At 51.7% G+C, this 17,581-nt stretch carries 17 protein-coding genes; 9 read left to right on the top strand and 8 right to left on the bottom strand.

Features of this window, described 5'->3' with window-relative positions:
- Window positions 1-98 precede the first annotated feature (98 nt).
- From rplU to hemB, 3 genes are all read left to right on the top strand, one after another.
- Window positions 99-443 (top strand): 50S ribosomal protein L21, encoded by a 345-nt coding sequence (gene rplU, locus H6F90_RS17320; RefSeq protein ID WP_190434884.1) that lies wholly within the window; start codon window positions 99-101, stop codon window positions 441-443.
- A gap of 57 nt (window positions 444-500) precedes the next feature.
- Complete coding sequence (rpmA, locus tag H6F90_RS17325) at window positions 501-785, top strand: 50S ribosomal protein L27 (protein ID WP_190553582.1); 285 nt, start codon at window positions 501-503, stop codon at window positions 783-785.
- 228 nt (window positions 786-1,013) lie between these two features.
- On the top strand, window positions 1,014-1,997 hold the full coding sequence (hemB, locus tag H6F90_RS17330) for a porphobilinogen synthase (protein WP_190553583.1): 984 nt from the start codon (window positions 1,014-1,016) through the stop codon (window positions 1,995-1,997).
- Between the two features lie 40 nt (window positions 1,998-2,037).
- On the opposite strand, the gene H6F90_RS17335 is transcribed toward hemB, so the two are convergent.
- The 3 genes from H6F90_RS17335 to H6F90_RS17345 all read right to left on the bottom strand — a co-directional run bounded on the left by H6F90_RS17335 (window position 2,038) and on the right by H6F90_RS17345 (window position 4,494).
- A complete protein-coding gene (locus tag H6F90_RS17335) occupies window positions 2,038-3,675 on the bottom strand; it encodes a glycoside hydrolase family 3 N-terminal domain-containing protein (RefSeq protein ID WP_190553584.1) in 1,638 nt (545 codons plus the stop codon).
- A gap of 20 nt (window positions 3,676-3,695) precedes the next feature.
- The gene (gene rbfA / locus H6F90_RS17340; protein WP_190553585.1) at window positions 3,696-4,139 is read right to left on the bottom strand and encodes a 30S ribosome-binding factor RbfA; all 444 of its coding nucleotides are present in this window, start codon (window positions 4,137-4,139) and stop codon (window positions 3,696-3,698) included.
- Window positions 4,140-4,290: 151 nt separating this feature from the next.
- Window positions 4,291-4,494 (bottom strand): DUF751 family protein, encoded by a 204-nt coding sequence (locus H6F90_RS17345; RefSeq protein WP_190434895.1) that lies wholly within the window; start codon window positions 4,492-4,494, stop codon window positions 4,291-4,293.
- Window positions 4,495-4,706: 212 nt separating this feature from the next.
- Between H6F90_RS17345 and H6F90_RS17350 the strand changes: the two genes are divergently transcribed.
- On the top strand, window positions 4,707-6,827 hold the full coding sequence (locus H6F90_RS17350; protein WP_190553586.1) for an amylo-alpha-1,6-glucosidase: 2,121 nt from the start codon (window positions 4,707-4,709) through the stop codon (window positions 6,825-6,827).
- Here H6F90_RS17350 and H6F90_RS17355 read toward each other — a convergent pair whose 3' ends face one another.
- Window positions 6,828-7,526, bottom strand: coding sequence for a hypothetical protein (locus H6F90_RS17355; RefSeq protein WP_190434903.1), 699 nt, complete (start codon window positions 7,524-7,526; stop codon window positions 6,828-6,830).
- 179 nt (window positions 7,527-7,705) lie between these two features.
- Here H6F90_RS17355 and H6F90_RS17360 point away from each other — a divergent pair, with 179 nt between their 5' ends.
- Genes H6F90_RS17360 through H6F90_RS17370 form a run of 3 tightly spaced genes read left to right on the top strand, consistent with a single transcriptional unit; the run spans window position 7,706 to window position 10,611 of the window.
- The gene (locus tag H6F90_RS17360) at window positions 7,706-8,428 is read left to right on the top strand and encodes a Uma2 family endonuclease (RefSeq protein ID WP_190553587.1); all 723 of its coding nucleotides are present in this window, start codon (window positions 7,706-7,708) and stop codon (window positions 8,426-8,428) included.
- Between the two features lie 58 nt (window positions 8,429-8,486).
- Window positions 8,487-9,293, top strand: coding sequence for a DUF1838 domain-containing protein (locus H6F90_RS17365; RefSeq protein ID WP_190553588.1), 807 nt, complete (start codon window positions 8,487-8,489; stop codon window positions 9,291-9,293).
- A gap of 7 nt (window positions 9,294-9,300) precedes the next feature.
- Window positions 9,301-10,611 (top strand): CHAT domain-containing protein, encoded by a 1,311-nt coding sequence (locus H6F90_RS17370; protein WP_190553589.1) that lies wholly within the window; start codon window positions 9,301-9,303, stop codon window positions 10,609-10,611.
- Between the two features lie 215 nt (window positions 10,612-10,826).
- Here H6F90_RS17370 and H6F90_RS17375 read toward each other — a convergent pair whose 3' ends face one another.
- The gene (locus H6F90_RS17375; RefSeq protein ID WP_190553590.1) at window positions 10,827-11,861 is read right to left on the bottom strand and encodes a VOC family protein; all 1,035 of its coding nucleotides are present in this window, start codon (window positions 11,859-11,861) and stop codon (window positions 10,827-10,829) included.
- 101 nt (window positions 11,862-11,962) lie between these two features.
- On the opposite strand from H6F90_RS17375, the gene cax reads away from it, so the two are divergent.
- Window positions 11,963-13,060, top strand: coding sequence for a calcium/proton exchanger (gene cax / locus H6F90_RS17380; RefSeq protein WP_190553591.1), 1,098 nt, complete (start codon window positions 11,963-11,965; stop codon window positions 13,058-13,060).
- Window positions 13,061-13,254: 194 nt separating this feature from the next.
- Here cax and H6F90_RS17385 read toward each other — a convergent pair whose 3' ends face one another.
- The gene (locus H6F90_RS17385) at window positions 13,255-14,523 is read right to left on the bottom strand and encodes an acetylornithine/succinylornithine family transaminase (protein ID WP_190553592.1); all 1,269 of its coding nucleotides are present in this window, start codon (window positions 14,521-14,523) and stop codon (window positions 13,255-13,257) included.
- 198 nt (window positions 14,524-14,721) lie between these two features.
- Between H6F90_RS17385 and H6F90_RS17390 the strand changes: the two genes are divergently transcribed.
- The gene (locus H6F90_RS17390) at window positions 14,722-16,359 is read left to right on the top strand and encodes a sodium:proton antiporter (protein ID WP_190553593.1); all 1,638 of its coding nucleotides are present in this window, start codon (window positions 14,722-14,724) and stop codon (window positions 16,357-16,359) included.
- Window positions 16,360-16,471: 112 nt separating this feature from the next.
- On the opposite strand, the gene H6F90_RS31170 is transcribed toward H6F90_RS17390, so the two are convergent.
- Window positions 16,472-16,597, bottom strand: coding sequence for a hypothetical protein (locus tag H6F90_RS31170; protein WP_255525014.1), 126 nt, complete (start codon window positions 16,595-16,597; stop codon window positions 16,472-16,474).
- A 150-nt stretch (window positions 16,598-16,747) separates the two neighbouring features.
- Entirely contained in the window at window positions 16,748-17,425 is a 678-nt protein-coding gene (locus tag H6F90_RS17395; protein WP_190434922.1) for a TrkA family potassium uptake protein, read from the bottom strand.
- Window positions 17,426-17,581 lie beyond the last annotated feature (156 nt).

Consider the following 17,581-nt stretch of genomic DNA (forward strand, 5'->3'; position numbering starts at 1 on the left):
AGGTGAAGGCATCACAAAAAGCTGGCATGCTGATTGTGCAAAGCATTTCATAAAGAGCATTAGCCAGCTACCTGTACGGCAACTGTTAGGAGAATTTCATGGCTTACGCAATTATTGAGACGGGTGGTAAGCAACTGCGGGTGGAACCGGGTCGCTTTTATGATGTAGAGCGGATTGCGGGTGATGTCGATGCCGCTGTCACCATTGACAAAGTGCTATTTGTGCAAAACGATGGTGAAATCTCTGTTGGTCAGCCTTTAGTAGCAGGGGCAGCAGTTCAAGGTACCATCCTGCGCCAACTGCGAGGCCGTAAAATCATCGTGTACAAGATGCAGCCTAAGAAGAAAACCCGTAAGAAGCAGGGTCACCGTCAAGAATTAACCCGCTTGATGATCAACTCCATCAACCTGAATGGCACCGAGTTGGGTGCAGGCGAAGGCTAAGATCAAGTCAGGCAGCGTTGTCAACTTGCAAAACTTGTAGAGATCTCTGAGGGAACAATGGCTCATAAGAAAGGTACAGGTAGTACTCGTAACGGTCGCGACTCGAATGCTCAGCGCCTAGGCGTCAAGCGCTTCGGCGGTCAAGTGGTTCGCGCTGGCAACATCCTAGTGCGTCAGCGGGGTACCAAATTCCACCCTGGCAGCAACGTCGGTCGTGGCAGCGATGACACTCTCTTCGCTCTCGTTGATGGTGTTGTCACCTTCGAAAGAAAAGGTAAGAGCGGCAAGAAAGTTAGCGTTTATCCCGCTGCTGTTGAAGCTCCTGTTGCAGTTACTGCATAAGCTAAGGCGATCGCGATTTGCTAAATCGATTGTGGGGGCACAGCATGCTGTGCCCCTATTTTGTTTGCTTAAAATCCGGAGTTTTACAGAAAGTTACTGAGTTGTGAGTGGGCAAGCAACAAGCCTTAAACTAGTAAACTGTTGAGAAATTTGAGAGTTAGCTAACCTTTCGTTACGAGGTTGCTAAGCCAGGTAGGTTTTTCTAAATTTTTACCTTTAGTAGACGCTATGTTTCCGACCCATCGCCCTCGCCGCTTGCGTGCCAATCCTCAGCTTCGTCGGATGGTACGTGAAACCATTGTCACCACCAGCGATTTGATCTACCCGCTGTTTGCCGTTCCGGGAGAGGCGATCGCTCAGGAAGTTCGCTCCATGCCAGGCGTTTACCAACTCTCCATCGACAAAATTGTTGAGGAAGCTAAGGAAGTCTATGACTTGGGCATTCCTGCAATTATTCTGTTCGGCATTCCAGCGGACAAAGACACTGATGCAACCGGGGCTTGGCATGAGTGTGGCATGGTCCAGAAAGCGGCAACGGCGGTCAAAGAAGCAGTCCCTGACCTGATCGTCATTGTTGACACTTGCCTGTGCGAGTACACCTCTCATGGTCACTGCGGCTACTTGCAAGTGGGGGATTTGAGTGGACGGGTGCTGAATGATCCTACTTTAGAGCTGCTGAAGAAAACAGCGGTTTCCCAAGCGAAAGCAGGTGCTGACATCATCGCGCCTTCTGGAATGATGGATGGCTTTGTGCAAGCGATTCGGCAAGGCTTAGATGAAGCGGGTTTTCAAGATCTGCCGATTCTCTCTTACGCCGCCAAGTATGCTTCTGCCTATTATGGCCCCTTCCGAGATGCGGCTGATTCTGCACCCCAGTTTGGCGATCGCCGTACCTACCAGATGGACCCTGGTAATGCCCGTGAAGCGATCAAGGAGATTGAGCTGGACATTGCCGAAGGCGCGGACATGCTGATGGTGAAGCCTGCGCTGGCTTACATGGACATCATCTGGCGCGTTAAAGAAGCAAGCAACTTGCCTGTCGCAGCTTATAACGTATCCGGTGAATACTCGATGGTGAAGGCCGCAGCGCTCAATGGCTGGATCGACGAAGAAAAAGTCGTGATGGAAACCATGACCAGCTTTAAGCGCGCTGGTGCTGACCTGATCCTCACCTACCACGCCAAAGACATTGCCCGCTGGTTGGGTGCTTAACCGCTTCCCCGTCCCCTCTCCTTGTAGGAGAGGGGTGCCCTCAGACTTGCGGGTGGAATAAAGCGTCTAGAGCAATCGCTTGGGCGGCAGGCATTTGGCCGTAGGTAAAGACATAGGGTACATCAGCAGGAAGCTGGGGGATAAATTTCTCCACCGCATAAGGACTGCCGTAGATCACCAATGCTTGGAGTTGATTCGTTTCCAGCAAAAATTTAAACCAATCTTGCGCTGTCTGAGTCAGTCCAGCACTGCCCCGGAACGGGTTGCCACGAATAAATAGTTGCAGCAGGGTTGGTTGAGGAGTTGTGAGTTGAGACTCAAAGGCGATCGCTGGAGTATGACTATCTACCAATTGCAAGTGATAACCCTTGTTCTGGGGTAGGGCGATCGCCGGGGTATATCGTTCTAAAAACTCACCAGCAGCTAAGGCATCATCGACAATCACAACATTGCGTAACTGGCCCTCACTGGGCTGACTCAGACGCAACTCTTTAGGCAGGTGCATCTGCATGGAGTCCTGGAGGATGCCATTGACGGTGGCGATCGCCTCTGGTGTCGAGAGTTGCTCTAACTGAATTGGCGGTGGCGGTAAATTTTCCCAAGCGTGGGTGATGTCAGCGCTTTCGGGCATCGGGGAGCAAACTTTGAACTTGGCCCGCCAAATCCGTTCTACCGACGCTTGAATGCGTTCTGGCGTAATCCGACCTGTTTCTACGGCTTCACATACCGCTTTGATAGCACCTGCAGGGTCAAGCGGCATCAGCAAAATGTCCGCGCCTGCTTCTACTGCTAGAACTGGAGCTTCGTTCACGCCATAACGGTTGGCGATCGCACCCATGACCAAGGCATCGGTGACAATCAAGCCCTCGAAGCCTAAGTTTTGCCGCAGTTCTTGAGTCAGAATTCGATGGGAGAGCGTCGCCGGAAACTGGGCATCCCACGCAGGGATTTGCAGGTGAGCGCTCATTACCGCATCGACACCTGCCGCAATCGCACTCTTGAAAGGAGGCAGTTCAATCTCAGCAAAACGTTTTTCAGAATGCGTAAGAACGGGCAAATCTAGGTGCGAATCTGTAGCAGTGTCGCCGTGGCCTGGAAAATGTTTAGCAGCCGTCAGAACGGGATGCTGTTGAGCACCTTGAATAAACGCTGTTGCCAGCTTCGATACCGTTTCTGGCGTTTCCCCAAATGCCCGGACGTTGATCACTGGGTTATTAGGATTGTTATTGACATCCACAGTTGGAGCCAACACCCAGTTAAGGCCGATCGCTAGCGCTTCCTGAGCCGTGTAAGCTCCCATCGCCTCGGCATAGTGCAAAGCTTGGGCTAAATTAGTTTGGGCGATCGCGTTGAGGGCCATCGGGGGCGGAAACCAGGTAGCACCGGAAAAGCGCTGCCCTACCCCTTCCTCAATATCAGCGGCAATTAGGAGGGGAATTTGCGCCCAGTCCTGGAGTTGTTGCGATCGCAGAGCAATTTCGGCGGCACTCCCACCTAACAAAATCACGCCACCTACACCCAGACCTTGCACCCAGTGTTGCAATGTGGCAGCGGGAGGCTCCCAAACGGGATACTGAATTTGATGGTCAAACAAATACCCTGAGGCTCGGACAACAACCATCTGAGCCACTTGCTCAGCCAGGGATAAGCTCTCCCAGTTGGGCAATGGAGAAGTCACGCTAGATCCGACCAAAGGTTTTAATCCTCATCCTCATCTTCAGCTCCAACCAAATCTTGCTCCCAGTCGTCTGCGTCTTGGTCAATTTCTGCGCCTGCATCGTCAGGCTTGCGATCCTGGCTCAACTGGTTAATCAGAGAGAGAACACGGGTGCCGCGCTCAATGGAGCGATCTTCGACAAAAATCACTTCTGGGGTGCGTCGCAGCCGAACCCGCTGTCCTAATTCGCTACGAACATAGCCTGTCGCTGACTTCAGGCCCGCCATTGTCTCCTCTCTCGCTTCATCGCTGCCATAAATGCTGACGAAGACTTTGGCATGCTGCAAATCGCCCGATACGTCTACGTCGGTGACGCTGACCATACCCGTACCCACTCGGTCATCTTTAATGCCAGAGAGGAGCATTTGGCTGACTTCTCGTTTAATTAATTCTGAAACGCGAGAGACGCGACGACTAGTAGCCATAACAAACCTGCTCTTTAACTCGAAAGCGAGACGTACATTTTACTGCGTCCGTACTCGAAACATGAGCCTCGTGTCAGGGCAGATGTTCGGTACAGACTTCTAATTTAGGCAGGGGTTGAGCAGTCAACCTCTCTCCAGAGAAATGAAGTGCTTATGCAGGGCTTAGTCCTAGCATGGCCCGGAGCGTCAGACTGAGAAAGACCAAGCCTGCGACGAAGATGCCTGTCAAGGCGATCGCGGTGGTGGGCTTCTTAAAAAGAGGGATTAAAGGTCTGACAGCATTTAGGAAGACTCCCAAACCAATACTGATGAAGTAGGTGGGGTAGCGAGATACGTTAACCAAAAAGTCTCTCATGGCTTTGATCTAGTAGCGGGTTTCAAAGTTGAAGCTTGCCCAGGTGCTGAGTCCGACTTTTATTTTAATGCCATAAGTAGTTTCTCTAAGGCTGAAGTGGCAAGCTGCAAGATTTCTCTACAACGTCTAGAACGTTTAGGTTAGGGTTTTACCATCAGACCGCAGACAATCCAGCGGGAAGGCCATACACTAGGTATAAAAACTTAAGCAGCATGGATGATTTAGATACACGGGAATGGCTGCTAACGAATGGATTAGGTAGCTTTGCCAGTGGAACCGTTTGTGATGCTCATACTCGCACCTATCATGGTTGGCTCTTTGCCGCCCTCGATCCGCCTAGCCAACGCACGCTCCTCCTTTCTCACATTGAAGCAAGTTTGGAGATTGCGGGACAGGTCTTTGCCTTAGGCACGCATTATTGGTTAAACGATGCCATTGCTCCTCAGGGCTTTAAACTTTTGCAATCTTTTACGGTGGACCCCGTTCCAACTTGGGTTTGGGGAGACTTTCCTGGGCAACTCACCCGCCGATTGATCTTGCCCTATGGCTGGGTTAGCGATCGCGACTCCACGTCATCTCTTGCCCAGGGCAATACGTCATCTCGCTTTAGACACCAAACTTTGATCCAATACAGCTATGCAGGCAGTGAGGTAGCAACACTAAGATTGCGGCCTTTGATTGGCGATCGCGATTTTCACCACCAACAACGAGCCGAACCGGAAGTCCGTTTTTCCCAAATTGTGGGGCAGCAACAACTGCTGTTGCAAGCGATTCGTCCTGGTATGGTAGGCACACCGTGGCATCTACGCTGGACGCAAGGCAACTATAAACCCGATGGCCTCTGGTATTGGAACTACCACTACCCAGCAGAAACCCAACGCGGACTAGCCGACTACGAAGACCTCTACAGCCCTGGGTATTTGACTGCGGTTCTGCAACCCGGTGATCAGTTAACCCTAGAGGCTAGCGTCGGTTGGCCAGAATCAGAGCTGCCTTTGCTCAATCACTCTTTGTTCACAGCAGCCATTCAAGCCGAGCAACAGCGACTGGCCCGCGACTTTGCTGCGGTTCTACCTTCCTCTCCTCAAGCTCTAACCTCCACTCCCCCAGAAAAACCGCCTGAGTTAAAACCTAGCGATGCGAGCCATTTGTGGCATCAATTACTCAGGGCAGGCGACCAATTTTTGGTGTATCGCGCTTCGATTACAGGCCCAACTGTGATTGCTGGATATCCCTGGTTTAACGATTGGGGACGGGACACGCTGATTGCCCTACCAGGCTTAGCCTTGGCAACGCAACGTTTTGACTTAGCCAAAGGCTTATTGCAAACTTTTGGGCACTATTGCCACTTGGGTCTGATTCCGAACGCCTTTCCCGACGTGGGTGTGCAGCCTTCCTACAACAGCATTGATGCTGCTTTGTGGTGGATTGAAATTCTTGGTCTCTATCTGGAAGCAACCGCAGACTGGGAATTCTTGGCGCAACAATACCCAGTGGTGCAAAAAATCTACAAAGCTTTTATTGCAGGTACACTCTACAACATCCGGGTGGATGCCGCGGATGGCCTCGTCACCTGGGATGCTCCCGGCGTGGCCCTCACCTGGATGGATGCGGTAGTTGAGGGTAAGCCGATTACACCTCGGCGGGGCAAGCCGATAGAAATCAATGCTTTGTGGTACTCAGCTCTGCGCTGGGCGAGCCAGTGGGCTGAACGCTTAGATAAAGAGGCTGTTACTAATCCTGAGACGTTGGTTAACCAAGCTCGGCGCTACCGCCAACATGCCGATCAGGTCCAAGCGTCGCTGCAGCAGTTTTGGAATCGCGAGCAGCAATACTTTTACGACACCATTGAACCGGACGATCGCCCAGACCCCAAAATCCGCCCCAATGCGGTTCTGGCGTTGTCTCTGCACCACTGCGGCTTCCCAGCAGAACAGGCGCGTCAAGTGTTGCAAGTGGCTCGCGATCGCCTACTCACTCCCTATGGCTTACGCAGCCTCGACCCCGCTGATCCTGACTACGTGGGGTACTATCTGGGTCAACCAGGAGGGGTGGCACCCCAACCGATTCGTGATTGTGCTTACCATCAAGGCACCGTTTGGAGCTGGTTAATTGGTCCTTTTGTGCGAGCTTGGGAACGCTTCTTCGACACCCAGGACAGCGAACCCTTACCTTTTGACTGGCAACCATTGCTTGATCACCTGCAACAACAAGCTTGCCTCGGTTCGATTTCCGAAATTTTTGATGGCGATGCCCCTCACAATCCCCAAGGGGCGATCGCCCAAGCTTGGTCAGTCGCAGAAGTGATCCGCCACTGGCCAGGTCGAGAATAGCTACGCTGTTTTGGCGATCGCTGCTGGAACTTGGGACTTCAGGTAGGCCAGAAATTGGCTCAATTCGTTGTTAGTCAGCTTTGAGCGAGTCTCCTTACCTGCAAACTGCTGCTTGAGATAGTTACGGCCCTGAAGCTCAGTCCAGCCCAAACGCTTCATCTCGTGAGTAGTTTCCTGCATCAACCGCTCGCGACCCACCGGACCCTCTGCGATCGGCGTAGGCTCCCCGCTCCAACCGTTCTCCAAAGCAAACTTAGCGGCTCTGCCATCGCCTTTTCCCTGCATGTAGCGGATAAAAGATTCCTTGCCTTGCCGCCCCTTTTGCTCATCTAGGTAAGCACACAGGCCAAACTGCTCGGCTGCATCTTTGAAGGCGTTACGAAAAGCGCGCACAGGTGGTGTCCCAATGATTTTGGCTTTACCGCGATCGTTCATCTCTGGAAAGGTTTTGTCGTCGCCAATGCCAGTGCGCGTGACCCCACAGATAGTAAGTTCGCAGCGAATCACGGTATAGTCGCCTGTCGTAATCGGGTCGCTATACTGACTACTCCATTCACCAGGGCAGACCGCATTGAGCCGTTGCGTAATAATTTGGTGCGGCACAAAAAACCAGCGCCCGCCTCCGGGCAAGTCTCGCTCTTTGTGCTCCTCTGGCAGAAACCACGCTTGCAGTTGCGGCAGAATTTCTTCGAGTTTCATAGGTCGTTGGATGCAATAACTAGATGCCTGAAGTCAGGCGGGAACTTGAATCAAAATCTCTACCTTCTATTGTCTCCAATAGAACGGGCGATCGCCTAGGGGAAATCACGACTCGGTAAGGATGAGCCGGAACCCATCAGAAACTTGGCTAAACTAAGCTTAGAGTTGCCACCGCTGCCATGACTTATGCACCTAACTTGGGCACGCCAGAAGATGCACTAGAGGATGTTATATTTCCCCCCAGTGACTTGCTGAGTGATGAGCCACCCTTGGAAAGCTATTTGCATTTGCAACAACTCTTGCTGCTGTTAAAGTGCCTGGATTGGTGCTGGCGAGAACGCGACGATTATTTTGCGGCAGGCAATCTCACCATTTATTACAGCCCTCGCCAGCGGAAGTCCGAGCAATTCCGGGGGCCAGATTGCTTTGTCGTCCTTGGCACTGAGCGGAAACCTCGGAAAAGTTGGGTAGTTTGGGAAGAAGACGGCAAATATCCCAACATCATCGTGGAGCTGCTATCGCCCTCTACTGCTGATACCGACCGAGGGTTGAAAAAGCAAATTTATCAAGATATCTTTCGGACCCCAGACTATTTCTGGTTCGACCCGGAACGCCTAGAATTTGCTGGTTTTCACCTGGTAGACGGCCGCTATGAACCTCTAGAACCTAATTCTCAAGGTTTGCTCTGGAGTCAGCAATTACAGCTATTTTTGGGCATTCATAAAGCTCAGTTGCGCTTCTTTACGGCTGAAGGCCAGCTAGTACCCACGCCAGAAGAATCGGCGGAGGCGGAACGACAGCGAGCCGAGCAAGAACAGCAACGAGCCGAACAAGAGCAGCAACGAGCCGATCGCTTGGCCGAGAAATTACGAGAATTAGGCGTAGATCCTTCAGAGATTTAGCAGAGCGATCGACCAAGCATGAGCTAACTTGAGACTAAAGCATTCCAGGAGAAAATTCATGGTTGCTGAAGTTCGAGAGTTTGATGCTAAGGCTTTTGTCAAAGTACGGGCCTCTCTGGATGCGAGGGAACAAAGCTGGTTAACTTGGGCAGGCTCAATTTATGCCTTCATTCCCGGAGAGAAACGGCAACGCCTATTCAAAATGGTGGGTATGAGCGTCAGCCGCTGTATCCCAGCAGAGCAGGAAGGAGTCTGGGATTTTGTCTCGCGAGAGCTAACCTACTACCTTGACCCCAACACCAACGAGATTTTGCATCAATGGCACAATCCTTGGACGGGTGAGACATTGCCTGTAATGCATGTCGCTAACAACCCGGTGCAAGGTTACTTTCAAGGTCAGTTTCCAGCCCAAGTGGATGGTGAAATTGCCACCTTCGTATTTGATTTGTTCCCAACTTATCCCAACCCTCTAGCGGGAGACGATCGGTTTCGGGACTACAGCCCTCAAGCTATCTATCAAGCGGCGGAACTGTTCAAACTTACGGTGCCTTTGGCAGAGCTGCTCAATCCTGAACTCAATTCGGTTTCTCAATTGCACCTCGGTTGGGATCGCATTGGGCCTTGGCTACCCTGGATGAAGATGGGCGATCGCCCTGGTCAGCTTATTTACAGTGCTTACGGTAGCAAGGTAGGTGGCTTGGCTGGGTTGCCACCACAGCTACAGTCAGAGATCAACACTAGAGTTCCCGCTTACCAATCAGCTCCTCAATCTCCGCAAGATGAGTCAGATGTTACTTCTTGGCTCTACTTCAAACAGCACTTTGCCGACTATTTAGCAGGAGCCACCTTCCCAATTTCAGAGTGAGGTCGTCATGAAGCAAGTGATTCGCCGCATTGGTTTATGTCTGGTACTCTCCCTCTTCTTCGCCTCTGTTGTCCATGCCGCTCCACTAGATACTGCGCTTGACCAAGGAAGGGTAACAGAGGCAGTCCCTCTGATTGAACAAACTTGGGAAAAGCAATACGAAGATTACTTTCGCGTCAATTTTCCAGACCCAACTATTACGGCGGCAGATGTAGCCGAAACTCTCGGTCAACTAGCAACGCAGACTGGCAAAAAGCCAGCTCTAATCTATGTTGTACCCAGAGCTAAACAACTAGAACTGGTGCTCATTACCCCTGGGCAACCGTCAGTGCAGAAACGCGTTGCAGCGGCTCCTGCTTCTGTGTTGTTGCCCAAGGTCAAGCAGTTTAGCCTAGCGATCGCTGACCCTCGCCTCAAGCCTAGCAATCAGTATTTGCCAGCCGCCCAGCAACTCTATGAATGGATGATTGCGCCGTTAGAAGCAGAGTTGGCTGCTCAAAAAATCGACACGTTGATCTTTTGCTTAGGGGTAGGGCTGCGCACATTACCCTTGTCAGCGCTACATGATGGGCAGCAGTTTCTAGTCGAGAAGTACAGTCTGTCCCGGATTCCTGCTTTTACTTTGACGGATACTCTCTACAGCGATATTCGTAGGGCACCTGTTTTAGCGATGGGCGCTTCTAGCTTTAAGGAGCATATCCCTTTGCCAAGCGTTCCCGTAGAGTTATTCTTGGTGGCTCGGAATACTAAATCTCGGCGATTTTTTCTCAATCAAGACTTCACTTTGGCGAATTTGCAGCGCCAACGCACCAGTCAAGCTTTCAAAATTATTCACTTGGCAACTCACGCTGACTTTCAACCAGGATCTCCTCGCCATTCCTACATCCAGTTGTGGGATGACAAGTTGCAGCTGAACGAAATGCAGCAGTTGCGGTGGCAAAAGCCTCCGGTGGATTTGTTGGTGCTGAGTGCCTGCAAAACGGCAATTGGCGATCGCAATGCGGAGTTGGGGTTTGCGGGGTTGGCAGTGCAGGCGGGGGTGAAGTCGGCGATCGCGAGTTTGTGGTATGTCAGCGATAGAGGGACTTTAAGCTTGATGAGTGAGTTTTATCGCCAACTACAAACGGCTCCGATTAAGGCGGAGGCTTTGCGGCAAGTGCAGATCTCGCTATTGCAGAAGCAGGTGCGGATTGAAAATGGTCAGTTACGCAGTTCTAGGGGACCGTTTTCGCTACCTCCAGAACTGGCAGGGCAGAATGAGGATCTCTCGCATCCTTATTATTGGGCGGCGTTTACAGTGGTGGGGAGTCCTTGGTAGGTTGGGGGTGTTTGGGGTATAGCGAAGTCTGTTGAATCCGAGCCTTTGGGGGCGAGTGCCCCCAAACCCCCGCTGAGGGACGGTTGCGTCCTCCAGATCCCCTCCAAACGAAGCTGATGATTAGGTGTTTCGAGTTTGGGGTCGTTACTTTTTAGCGTCTGATTCCTCGCCCTTCACTCTTCCTTTTTCATCCTTCCTACTTCATCCTTCATCCCTCATCCTTCCCCACCCACTAATGTCCAAAAGTAACCATCAGGAGCAGTAAAGGAGAAGCTGGATTCACCAAATTCGTTGGGGATGATGGCTGTGATTTGTTGAGCGGAACTGGATTGGATGCGATCGCGGAATGCTTCTAGTCCTTGGACGCGGTAGGTGTAGAGTGACATGCCAAGGCTTCCGGGTTGGGCCTGGGTGTGGCGATCGCGGAGTGGAATAGATTCGGGAAAACGAATGATGTAGAGTCTACCGGAGCGGGCGGCTTGCAGGTCTGTGGTGGAGGAGCGGGGTTCGTCGAAGGCGGTGACGAGGAAGTGTTCTCCGGGTGCTAGGTCAAAGATTTGGCGTCCGGCGGGTGAGCTTTCGTAGCTGGTTTCGACGTCGTCTCGCACGCGCACTAAGCCCAGCACGTCTTCGTAAAATTTGAGAGTGGTTTTGCTGTCGTCTTGAATCACCAAGCCCATGTGAGTGAACTGGCTGGTTTGGAAGCGGGCATGTTCGTGGATGGTGCCGTAATGGGGCAGGCTGTAGCCAAATCGCTGAAACAAGACTTGGCGGGCTAGAGGTTGCAGCAGCAGCATTTCGCGCACGCCGATCGCATCTCCCGTAAAAGGGTGACTTTTGCGATCTTTGTTGTAGATGACTTCCCAGTGCGGTTGGATGTAACGGATGGGCCATCCTGCAATAGCCGCTTCTTCGGCATGGTTCCACAAAGTGAGGGCATCAGCGGTCATGCTTGTGGCCCAGCGATTACCTTTCACCTTCATAGAATCCAAACCCAAGCCTTCGTTGGTAGGGTGCTCCCAAACCATGAGGCGAATTAAGCCATGATCGGCATTTTGGTGGTACAGCCGCAGCGATCGCACCGCTGAATTCACGCCGTACAATTGCTGAGCGGTTTCTGCCGTTAACTCGCCAATTTGCCCAATTTGATAGCCAAATTGCTCCCAGTACTGAATCGGGGCTAGTGGGTCCACTACACCGATACAAACTTCGTAGATGCCTGCAACAATTTGGGGTTGGCTGGAAATCATCGAAAATGCCACCAACGAAATTGAAGTGTATAGGCAGCATATTCTAATCTAGCCTGCTAGATTGGCAATGCCGTTATCTCATCCACGCCACAAGTGGCTTTATGGTAAAAAAACTGTTTTCGCTTGGTCTATTAGTCTTTATCCCTATTTCCATTGCGGCAGAACAACTGCACTGGGGATCACTGGCTGTGTTTATCACCTCAGCGATCGCGATCGTTCCGTTGGCAATTTGGTTGAGCACAGCCACCGAAGAAGTCGCTGTCATTACTGGCCCCTCTATTGGTGGATTATTAAACGCTGTTTTTGGCAACGCCACCGAGTTGATTATTGCCTTGGTTGCACTCCGGGCAGGTCTGATTGATATTGTGAAAGCCAGCATCACGGGAACCATCATCAGTAACCTGCTTTTGGTGATGGGCCTATCAATGTTTTTGGGTGGTTTGCGCTACAAAGAGCAAGACTTTCAACCGATTGTGGCGCGGGTCAATGGTTCATCCATGACCCTAGCAGTGACCGCACTCGTCTTACCTGCTGTTGTGCTCTACACCTCCGATGGCGTTGAACCAACGGCGATGACCAACCTTTCCCTCACCGTCGCCGCAGTTCTGATCATTGTTTACGGCTTAACTTTGTTGTTTTCTCTTAAAACCCATAGTTATCTCTATGAAGTCGGGCTATCAGATTTAGAAGAATCAACGGCTGCTCAAACTTCGCACTCCGAGACAACTACGCACAAACCCAGCCTACCGCTCTGGATTGGAGTCCTGATCATAGCCACGCTGGGAGTCGCCTTTGAGTCAGAATTGTTTGTCGGCGTCGTCGAGGAAGCTACCGCAGGCTTAGGACTGACCCCCCTCTTTACTGGCGTTATTCTGTTGCCCCTAGTGGGTGGTGCCGCAGAATACGTCACCGCCGTTCGCGTCGCCATCAAAAACAACATGGACCTGTCCGTCTCCGTCGCGATGGGGTCCAGCCTCCTAGTCGCCCTGCTAGTCGCCCCCATCTTAGTCTTAGTCGGTCAGTTCATTGGTCAACCGATGGATCTCAGCTTCAACCCCTTTGAAATCGTTGCCGTCGCGATCGCCGTCGTCGTCGCCAACCTAATCAGCCTAGACGGACGCTCCAACTGGCTAGAAGGCGCATTACTCCTAGCAACCTACACCGTGTTAGGGGCAGCTTTTTACTTCCATCCAGCGTAGAGGGAAAGGATGCAGGATGAGAGATGAAAAGTGAAGACAGAGAGAAGGGATAAGGAGCCAGAAGTTAGAAACTAAGAAGTAACAACCCCAAGTATCGAAGCACTCACACTTAGATTCGTTTGGAGGGGGTCTGGGGGACGCAACCGTCCCTCAGCGGGGGTTTGGGGGCGAGTGCCCCCAAGGCTCGGATTTAACTAGACTGATAAACCAGCGATTGCCCGTTCCACCGCCTGCAAAGCCTGAGCCACCTCCGCTTCACTCACAATCAACGGTGGCACCCACCGCAGCACCTTCGGCCCTGCCGGAACCAACAACAACCCCTCCGCCATTGCCGCCTTCACAATATCGCCCGCTGTTAACGCCACCTCTGGCTGCAACACCAAGCCAGTGATCAAGCCCCAACCGCGCACCTCAGCGAGCAAGGTGGGATAACGCTGAGCGATCGCCTCTAACCCAGCCCGCAATTGCTCTCCTCTGGCTTGAACATTCGCCAGCAAGTTTTCCTGCTCCAGCGTGTGGCAGACACTTAAAGCCACGCCACAGACAAACGGATTGCCACCGAAAGTGCTGGCATGGTCGCCTGCCTCAAAGACATCGCAGAAAGACTTGCACAGCAGCGCCCCAATCGGGATACCGCCACCCAAACCCTTGGCAGACGTAAAGACATCCGGTTCAATCCCCAGGTTCTCGTAGCCCCAGAGCTTGCCAGAGCGGCCCATGCCGACTTGCACTTCATCCAGCATCAACAAAATACCTGTTTGGTCGCAAATTTCGCGAATCCGCTGGAAGTAAGCCACATCCCCCGGATTTACACCCCCTTCGCCTTGCAACGGCTCCAGTAGAATTGCCGCCACTCGCCGCTCTTGGCTGTCTAACTCGGCGATCGCCGCTTCTAGCGCTGCCAAGTCGTTGTAGGGCACATAGTGGAACCCTGGCACCAGCGGATTAAAGTTCTTCTGGTACTTGGGCTGGCCTGTGGCCGTAATTGCTGCTAAGGTGCGTCCGTGGAAACTGGCATGAGCCGTAATGATCACCGGATCGCTAATATTCAGAACCGTGTGAGCATACTTACGAGCCAGTTTGATCGCCCCTTCATTGGCTTCAGCTCCGGAGTTACAGAAAAAGGTGCGCTCGGCGCAAGAATGCTCCACTAACCACTTTGCCAATTCGCCTTGCTGGGGAATGTAGTAGAGATTGGAGACGTGATGGAGAGTTTGGATTTGCTGCGTTACAGCGGCCACCAAAGCGGGGTGAGCATGACCCAAGGTACAGGTGGCGATCCCCGCCACAAAGTCTAGATACTCTCGGCCTTCTGTGTCCCAAACGCGGCAACCCAATCCTCGCTCTAGCGCCAAGGGAAAACGCCCGTAGGTGGTCATGACATATTCATCAAACTCAGCTGCATTAAAGGGAGCAGCTGCTGGCTCTACAGGAAGATGTGGGACTAGCGTTTCTGGGCTCACAGACTTAATCCTTGTACGAGTACTAAACTGCGAAGAACTGGTCAAACTCCTAGATTAATCGAATTTTGCGAAAACCTGTGCAGCTTCCAGGCAGAGTTTATTCAAGGTTTCTTAACGACTAAACTTTGGACTGAACTATAGGGCAACTTCAGCTTGCTCAATCAATCTTGTCGTTTGCAACTACCTCTTTCCTAAGCCATGCACTTGAGCCAACTGACTGGATTTTCTGGAAACATATCTTTATTGCTGATCACTTCCAATCAAGGGCAAGTTGCAGCCTTAGTTCCCACGCTGATTATTCTGTTGCTCGTCGCCACGGTCGTTGCCTTGTTGTCGCGACGATTTCGGATTCCCTATGTGACTGGGTTGGTATTGGCAGGACTGGCGATCGCGGAATTTTTGCCCAATCGCATCGGCCTGGATTCTTCCCTGATTCTGAATTTGTTTCTGCCAATTCTGTTGTTTGAAGCGGCGATCAACACTGATATCAGTCGTCTGCGGAGTCTGATAAAGCCGATTGTATTGTTGGCAGGACCCGGTGTGGTGATCGCGTCGGGGATCACGGCCATCATCCTGAAATTTGGTTTAGAACTCGCCTGGATTCCAGCCCTTCTGCTTGGCGTGATTCTAGCAATCACCGATACAGTTTCGGTCATTGCCGTGTTTAAAGAAGTTCCAGTTCCAGCGCGGCTTTCCACCATTGTCGAAGGAGAGAGCTTGTTCAACGACGGCATCGCTCTCGTTCTATTCAGCTTGATTTTGAAGGTTTATGAAACGGGCTCCGTCACTGTAGGCGAAAGTATTCAAGAACTAATCGTGGTGATTGTGGGGGGTTCTCTAGTCGGGGCGGCTTTAGGATACTTAAGCACTGAGTTATTTGTGCGCTCAGATGACCCACTCAGCAGTATTCTGCTCACTGTGGCCGTGGCGCTCGGAGCCTTTCAGCTTTCCCAGTTGATTGCCGTATCTGGGGTGGTAGCGGTGGTCGTGGCGGGGTTAATTCTCGGCAACTTGGGCTTGTCGCGGGGGGTGTCTGCATCTAGCCGGATCACGCTGTTGAGTTTCTGGGACTACGCGGGATTCGGGGTCAATACCTTTATCTTTTTGCTGATTGGCTTAGAAATTGATTTACCCGTGCTGTGGCGGACGCTGCCTGCGGTGTTGCTAGGAGTCTTGGCCTACCAAGTCGGGCGATCGCTCTGTGTGTATCCCTTGCTGGCAGTCGTGGGTTGGTTCGATCGTGCTGTGCCGTTACGCTGGCAACATGTGCTGTTTCTCGGCAATATCAAAGGGTCGTTGTCGATGGCCTTAGCGCTCAGCTTGCCAGCCAGCTTACCTGGACGTGGCGAATTAATTGTGTTGGTGTTTGGGGCAGTGTTGCTGTCGTTGGTGGTGCAAGGATTGGGCTTACCTTGGGTCGTTCGGCAGTTGCAACTGTCTCAAATCTCCGATGCAGGCCAACAGGTGGAAGAGTTACAGGCGCAGCTCATTGCTGCCAAAGCAGCTCAAGACGAGCTGGATGGTTTACTCAAAACTGGAGTGTTGCCCCGCTCTATCTTTGAAGAAATGCGCTCTGGCTATCAGGTGCGCGTGGTATCGGCGGAAAAGACTCTACGCGACTTGTTCAACCGCCGCATTGATACTGTCAATGTGGGCAATGGAGCAGCAGAAACCTTTGGCGATCGCATTAAGCTCGATGCCATCCGCAGACGCTTACTTTTGGTAGAGAAAGGCGCACTCAATGATGCCCTGCGGAAACGGGTTTTGTCTGAAGTGATCGTGCGATCGCGTTTGCGCCAGATTGATGAGCAATTATTAAAGCTAGAAGACGATTAAGAAGCTTTATCTAAGATTTTGCTTGAGGTGGTTCTACCTTAACTTTTTGAGGGCCGAGTCAATGCCTGACTTCATCCGCCCTCAATAGCGACCACCCCTAGCAAACAACTACCTATTTCTGCACTTTAGAAGGCTCTTGACTACTAGGTGGAGTTGGCAGAATGGATTTTACCTGACCATCAGAAGGCTGAGATAATTTAGCACCAGTTTGATAAGGAATGGCAAATTCGGGTTTCATAAGTAATAAGGGTGTTTGTTATTAGATATTTCAGGTTTCATGTTAGTAGTTTGAGCCCTCAGATTTTCTCTATCTCAAGCATTGTGATGCAAGGCTAACTCCATGTAGGAGTTCCACCTCATGACATATCTCCTTCAAAAGGCTTTTGCATCAAGTGCAGCCCTGCACAAAATCAATCACCTCATGCAGGGTTCCTGGCTTAGTGACAATCAAAATGGTTGATCCGGGTTCTAACACGGTGCTGCCGTTGGGAATTTTCAGCGAGGTTTGCGGGTGGGTTTGATAGCCAATGATCAAAGATCCGGTTGGAAAGCGTTGATCTTGCGCCACTTCTGCCACACTGCGCCCGACCACATGACATTGGTTGGGAATCGCTAGCTTCAACACTTCAATCTGGCCTTGCTCAAAGTGCATGATCGATTCCACCTCTGGATATTCGATCGCATTCACCATCGTCGATACCGCTAGCTCGATCGCATTGATCACATGTGTCGCTCCAGCAATGCGGTAGGGTTCACCAAAGTCTCGATGCCGCATCCGCACCATAATTTGCGGCACTCCGTAATGCTTGCCTAAAGTAGCCATTGCCAAATTTAGGGCATCATCCCGTAAGACCGCAGCCAAAGCATCGGCTTTGCGAATTCCCGCTTCCAGCAAAACTTCTGTGCTGACAGCACTGCCTTCAAAAGCCATGACTCCCACTTGCTCGCGGGCGTAGCGGCAGGCCACTGGGTCAATATCTATCACCGCCACCGTATGCCCTAAATCCACCAATCTCTGGGCCAAGTTAAGCCCGATTAACCCTGCTCCCCCAATCAGTACGTACATTGCTTTCCCTTGATGAAGGCCCCTTGCTTTACTTTACAAGTTGTCAACAACTCGCGGCTGTACCACGAGTCACCTGTCCTAGAGAGAGGAGTGCGCAACGTTTTTGCACCACACCCCTCGATCGCGGTTATTCTGCAAACAGAGACCCTTTAGCAT

Source organism: Trichocoleus sp. FACHB-591, assembly GCF_014695845.1.
GTDB lineage: Bacteria > Cyanobacteriota > Cyanobacteriia > FACHB-46 > FACHB-46 > Trichocoleus.

Coding starts and splice junctions, on each gene's coding strand:
- rbfA (WP_190553585.1), bottom strand. CDS start 4,139: ATGGCTACTAGTCGTCGCGTCTCTCGCGTTTCAGAATTAATTAAACGA.
- H6F90_RS17375 (WP_190553590.1), bottom strand. CDS start 11,861: ATGATTTCCAGCCAACCCCAAATTGTTGCAGGCATCTACGAAGTTTGT.
- H6F90_RS17390 (WP_190553593.1), top strand. CDS start 14,722: ATGCACTTGAGCCAACTGACTGGATTTTCTGGAAACATATCTTTATTG.
- H6F90_RS17365 (WP_190553588.1), top strand. CDS start 8,487: ATGGTTGCTGAAGTTCGAGAGTTTGATGCTAAGGCTTTTGTCAAAGTA.
- H6F90_RS17350 (WP_190553586.1), top strand. CDS start 4,707: ATGGATGATTTAGATACACGGGAATGGCTGCTAACGAATGGATTAGGT.
- hemB (WP_190553583.1), top strand. CDS start 1,014: ATGTTTCCGACCCATCGCCCTCGCCGCTTGCGTGCCAATCCTCAGCTT.
- H6F90_RS17395 (WP_190434922.1), bottom strand. CDS start 17,425: ATGTACGTACTGATTGGGGGAGCAGGGTTAATCGGGCTTAACTTGGCC.
- H6F90_RS17345 (WP_190434895.1), bottom strand. CDS start 4,494: ATGAGAGACTTTTTGGTTAACGTATCTCGCTACCCCACCTACTTCATC.
- rpmA (WP_190553582.1), top strand. CDS start 501: ATGGCTCATAAGAAAGGTACAGGTAGTACTCGTAACGGTCGCGACTCG.
- H6F90_RS31170 (WP_255525014.1), bottom strand. CDS start 16,597: ATGAAACCCGAATTTGCCATTCCTTATCAAACTGGTGCTAAATTATCT.
- H6F90_RS17355 (WP_190434903.1), bottom strand. CDS start 7,526: ATGAAACTCGAAGAAATTCTGCCGCAACTGCAAGCGTGGTTTCTGCCA.
- H6F90_RS17370 (WP_190553589.1), top strand. CDS start 9,301: ATGAAGCAAGTGATTCGCCGCATTGGTTTATGTCTGGTACTCTCCCTC.
- cax (WP_190553591.1), top strand. CDS start 11,963: ATGGTAAAAAAACTGTTTTCGCTTGGTCTATTAGTCTTTATCCCTATT.
- H6F90_RS17360 (WP_190553587.1), top strand. CDS start 7,706: ATGACTTATGCACCTAACTTGGGCACGCCAGAAGATGCACTAGAGGAT.
- rplU (WP_190434884.1), top strand. CDS start 99: ATGGCTTACGCAATTATTGAGACGGGTGGTAAGCAACTGCGGGTGGAA.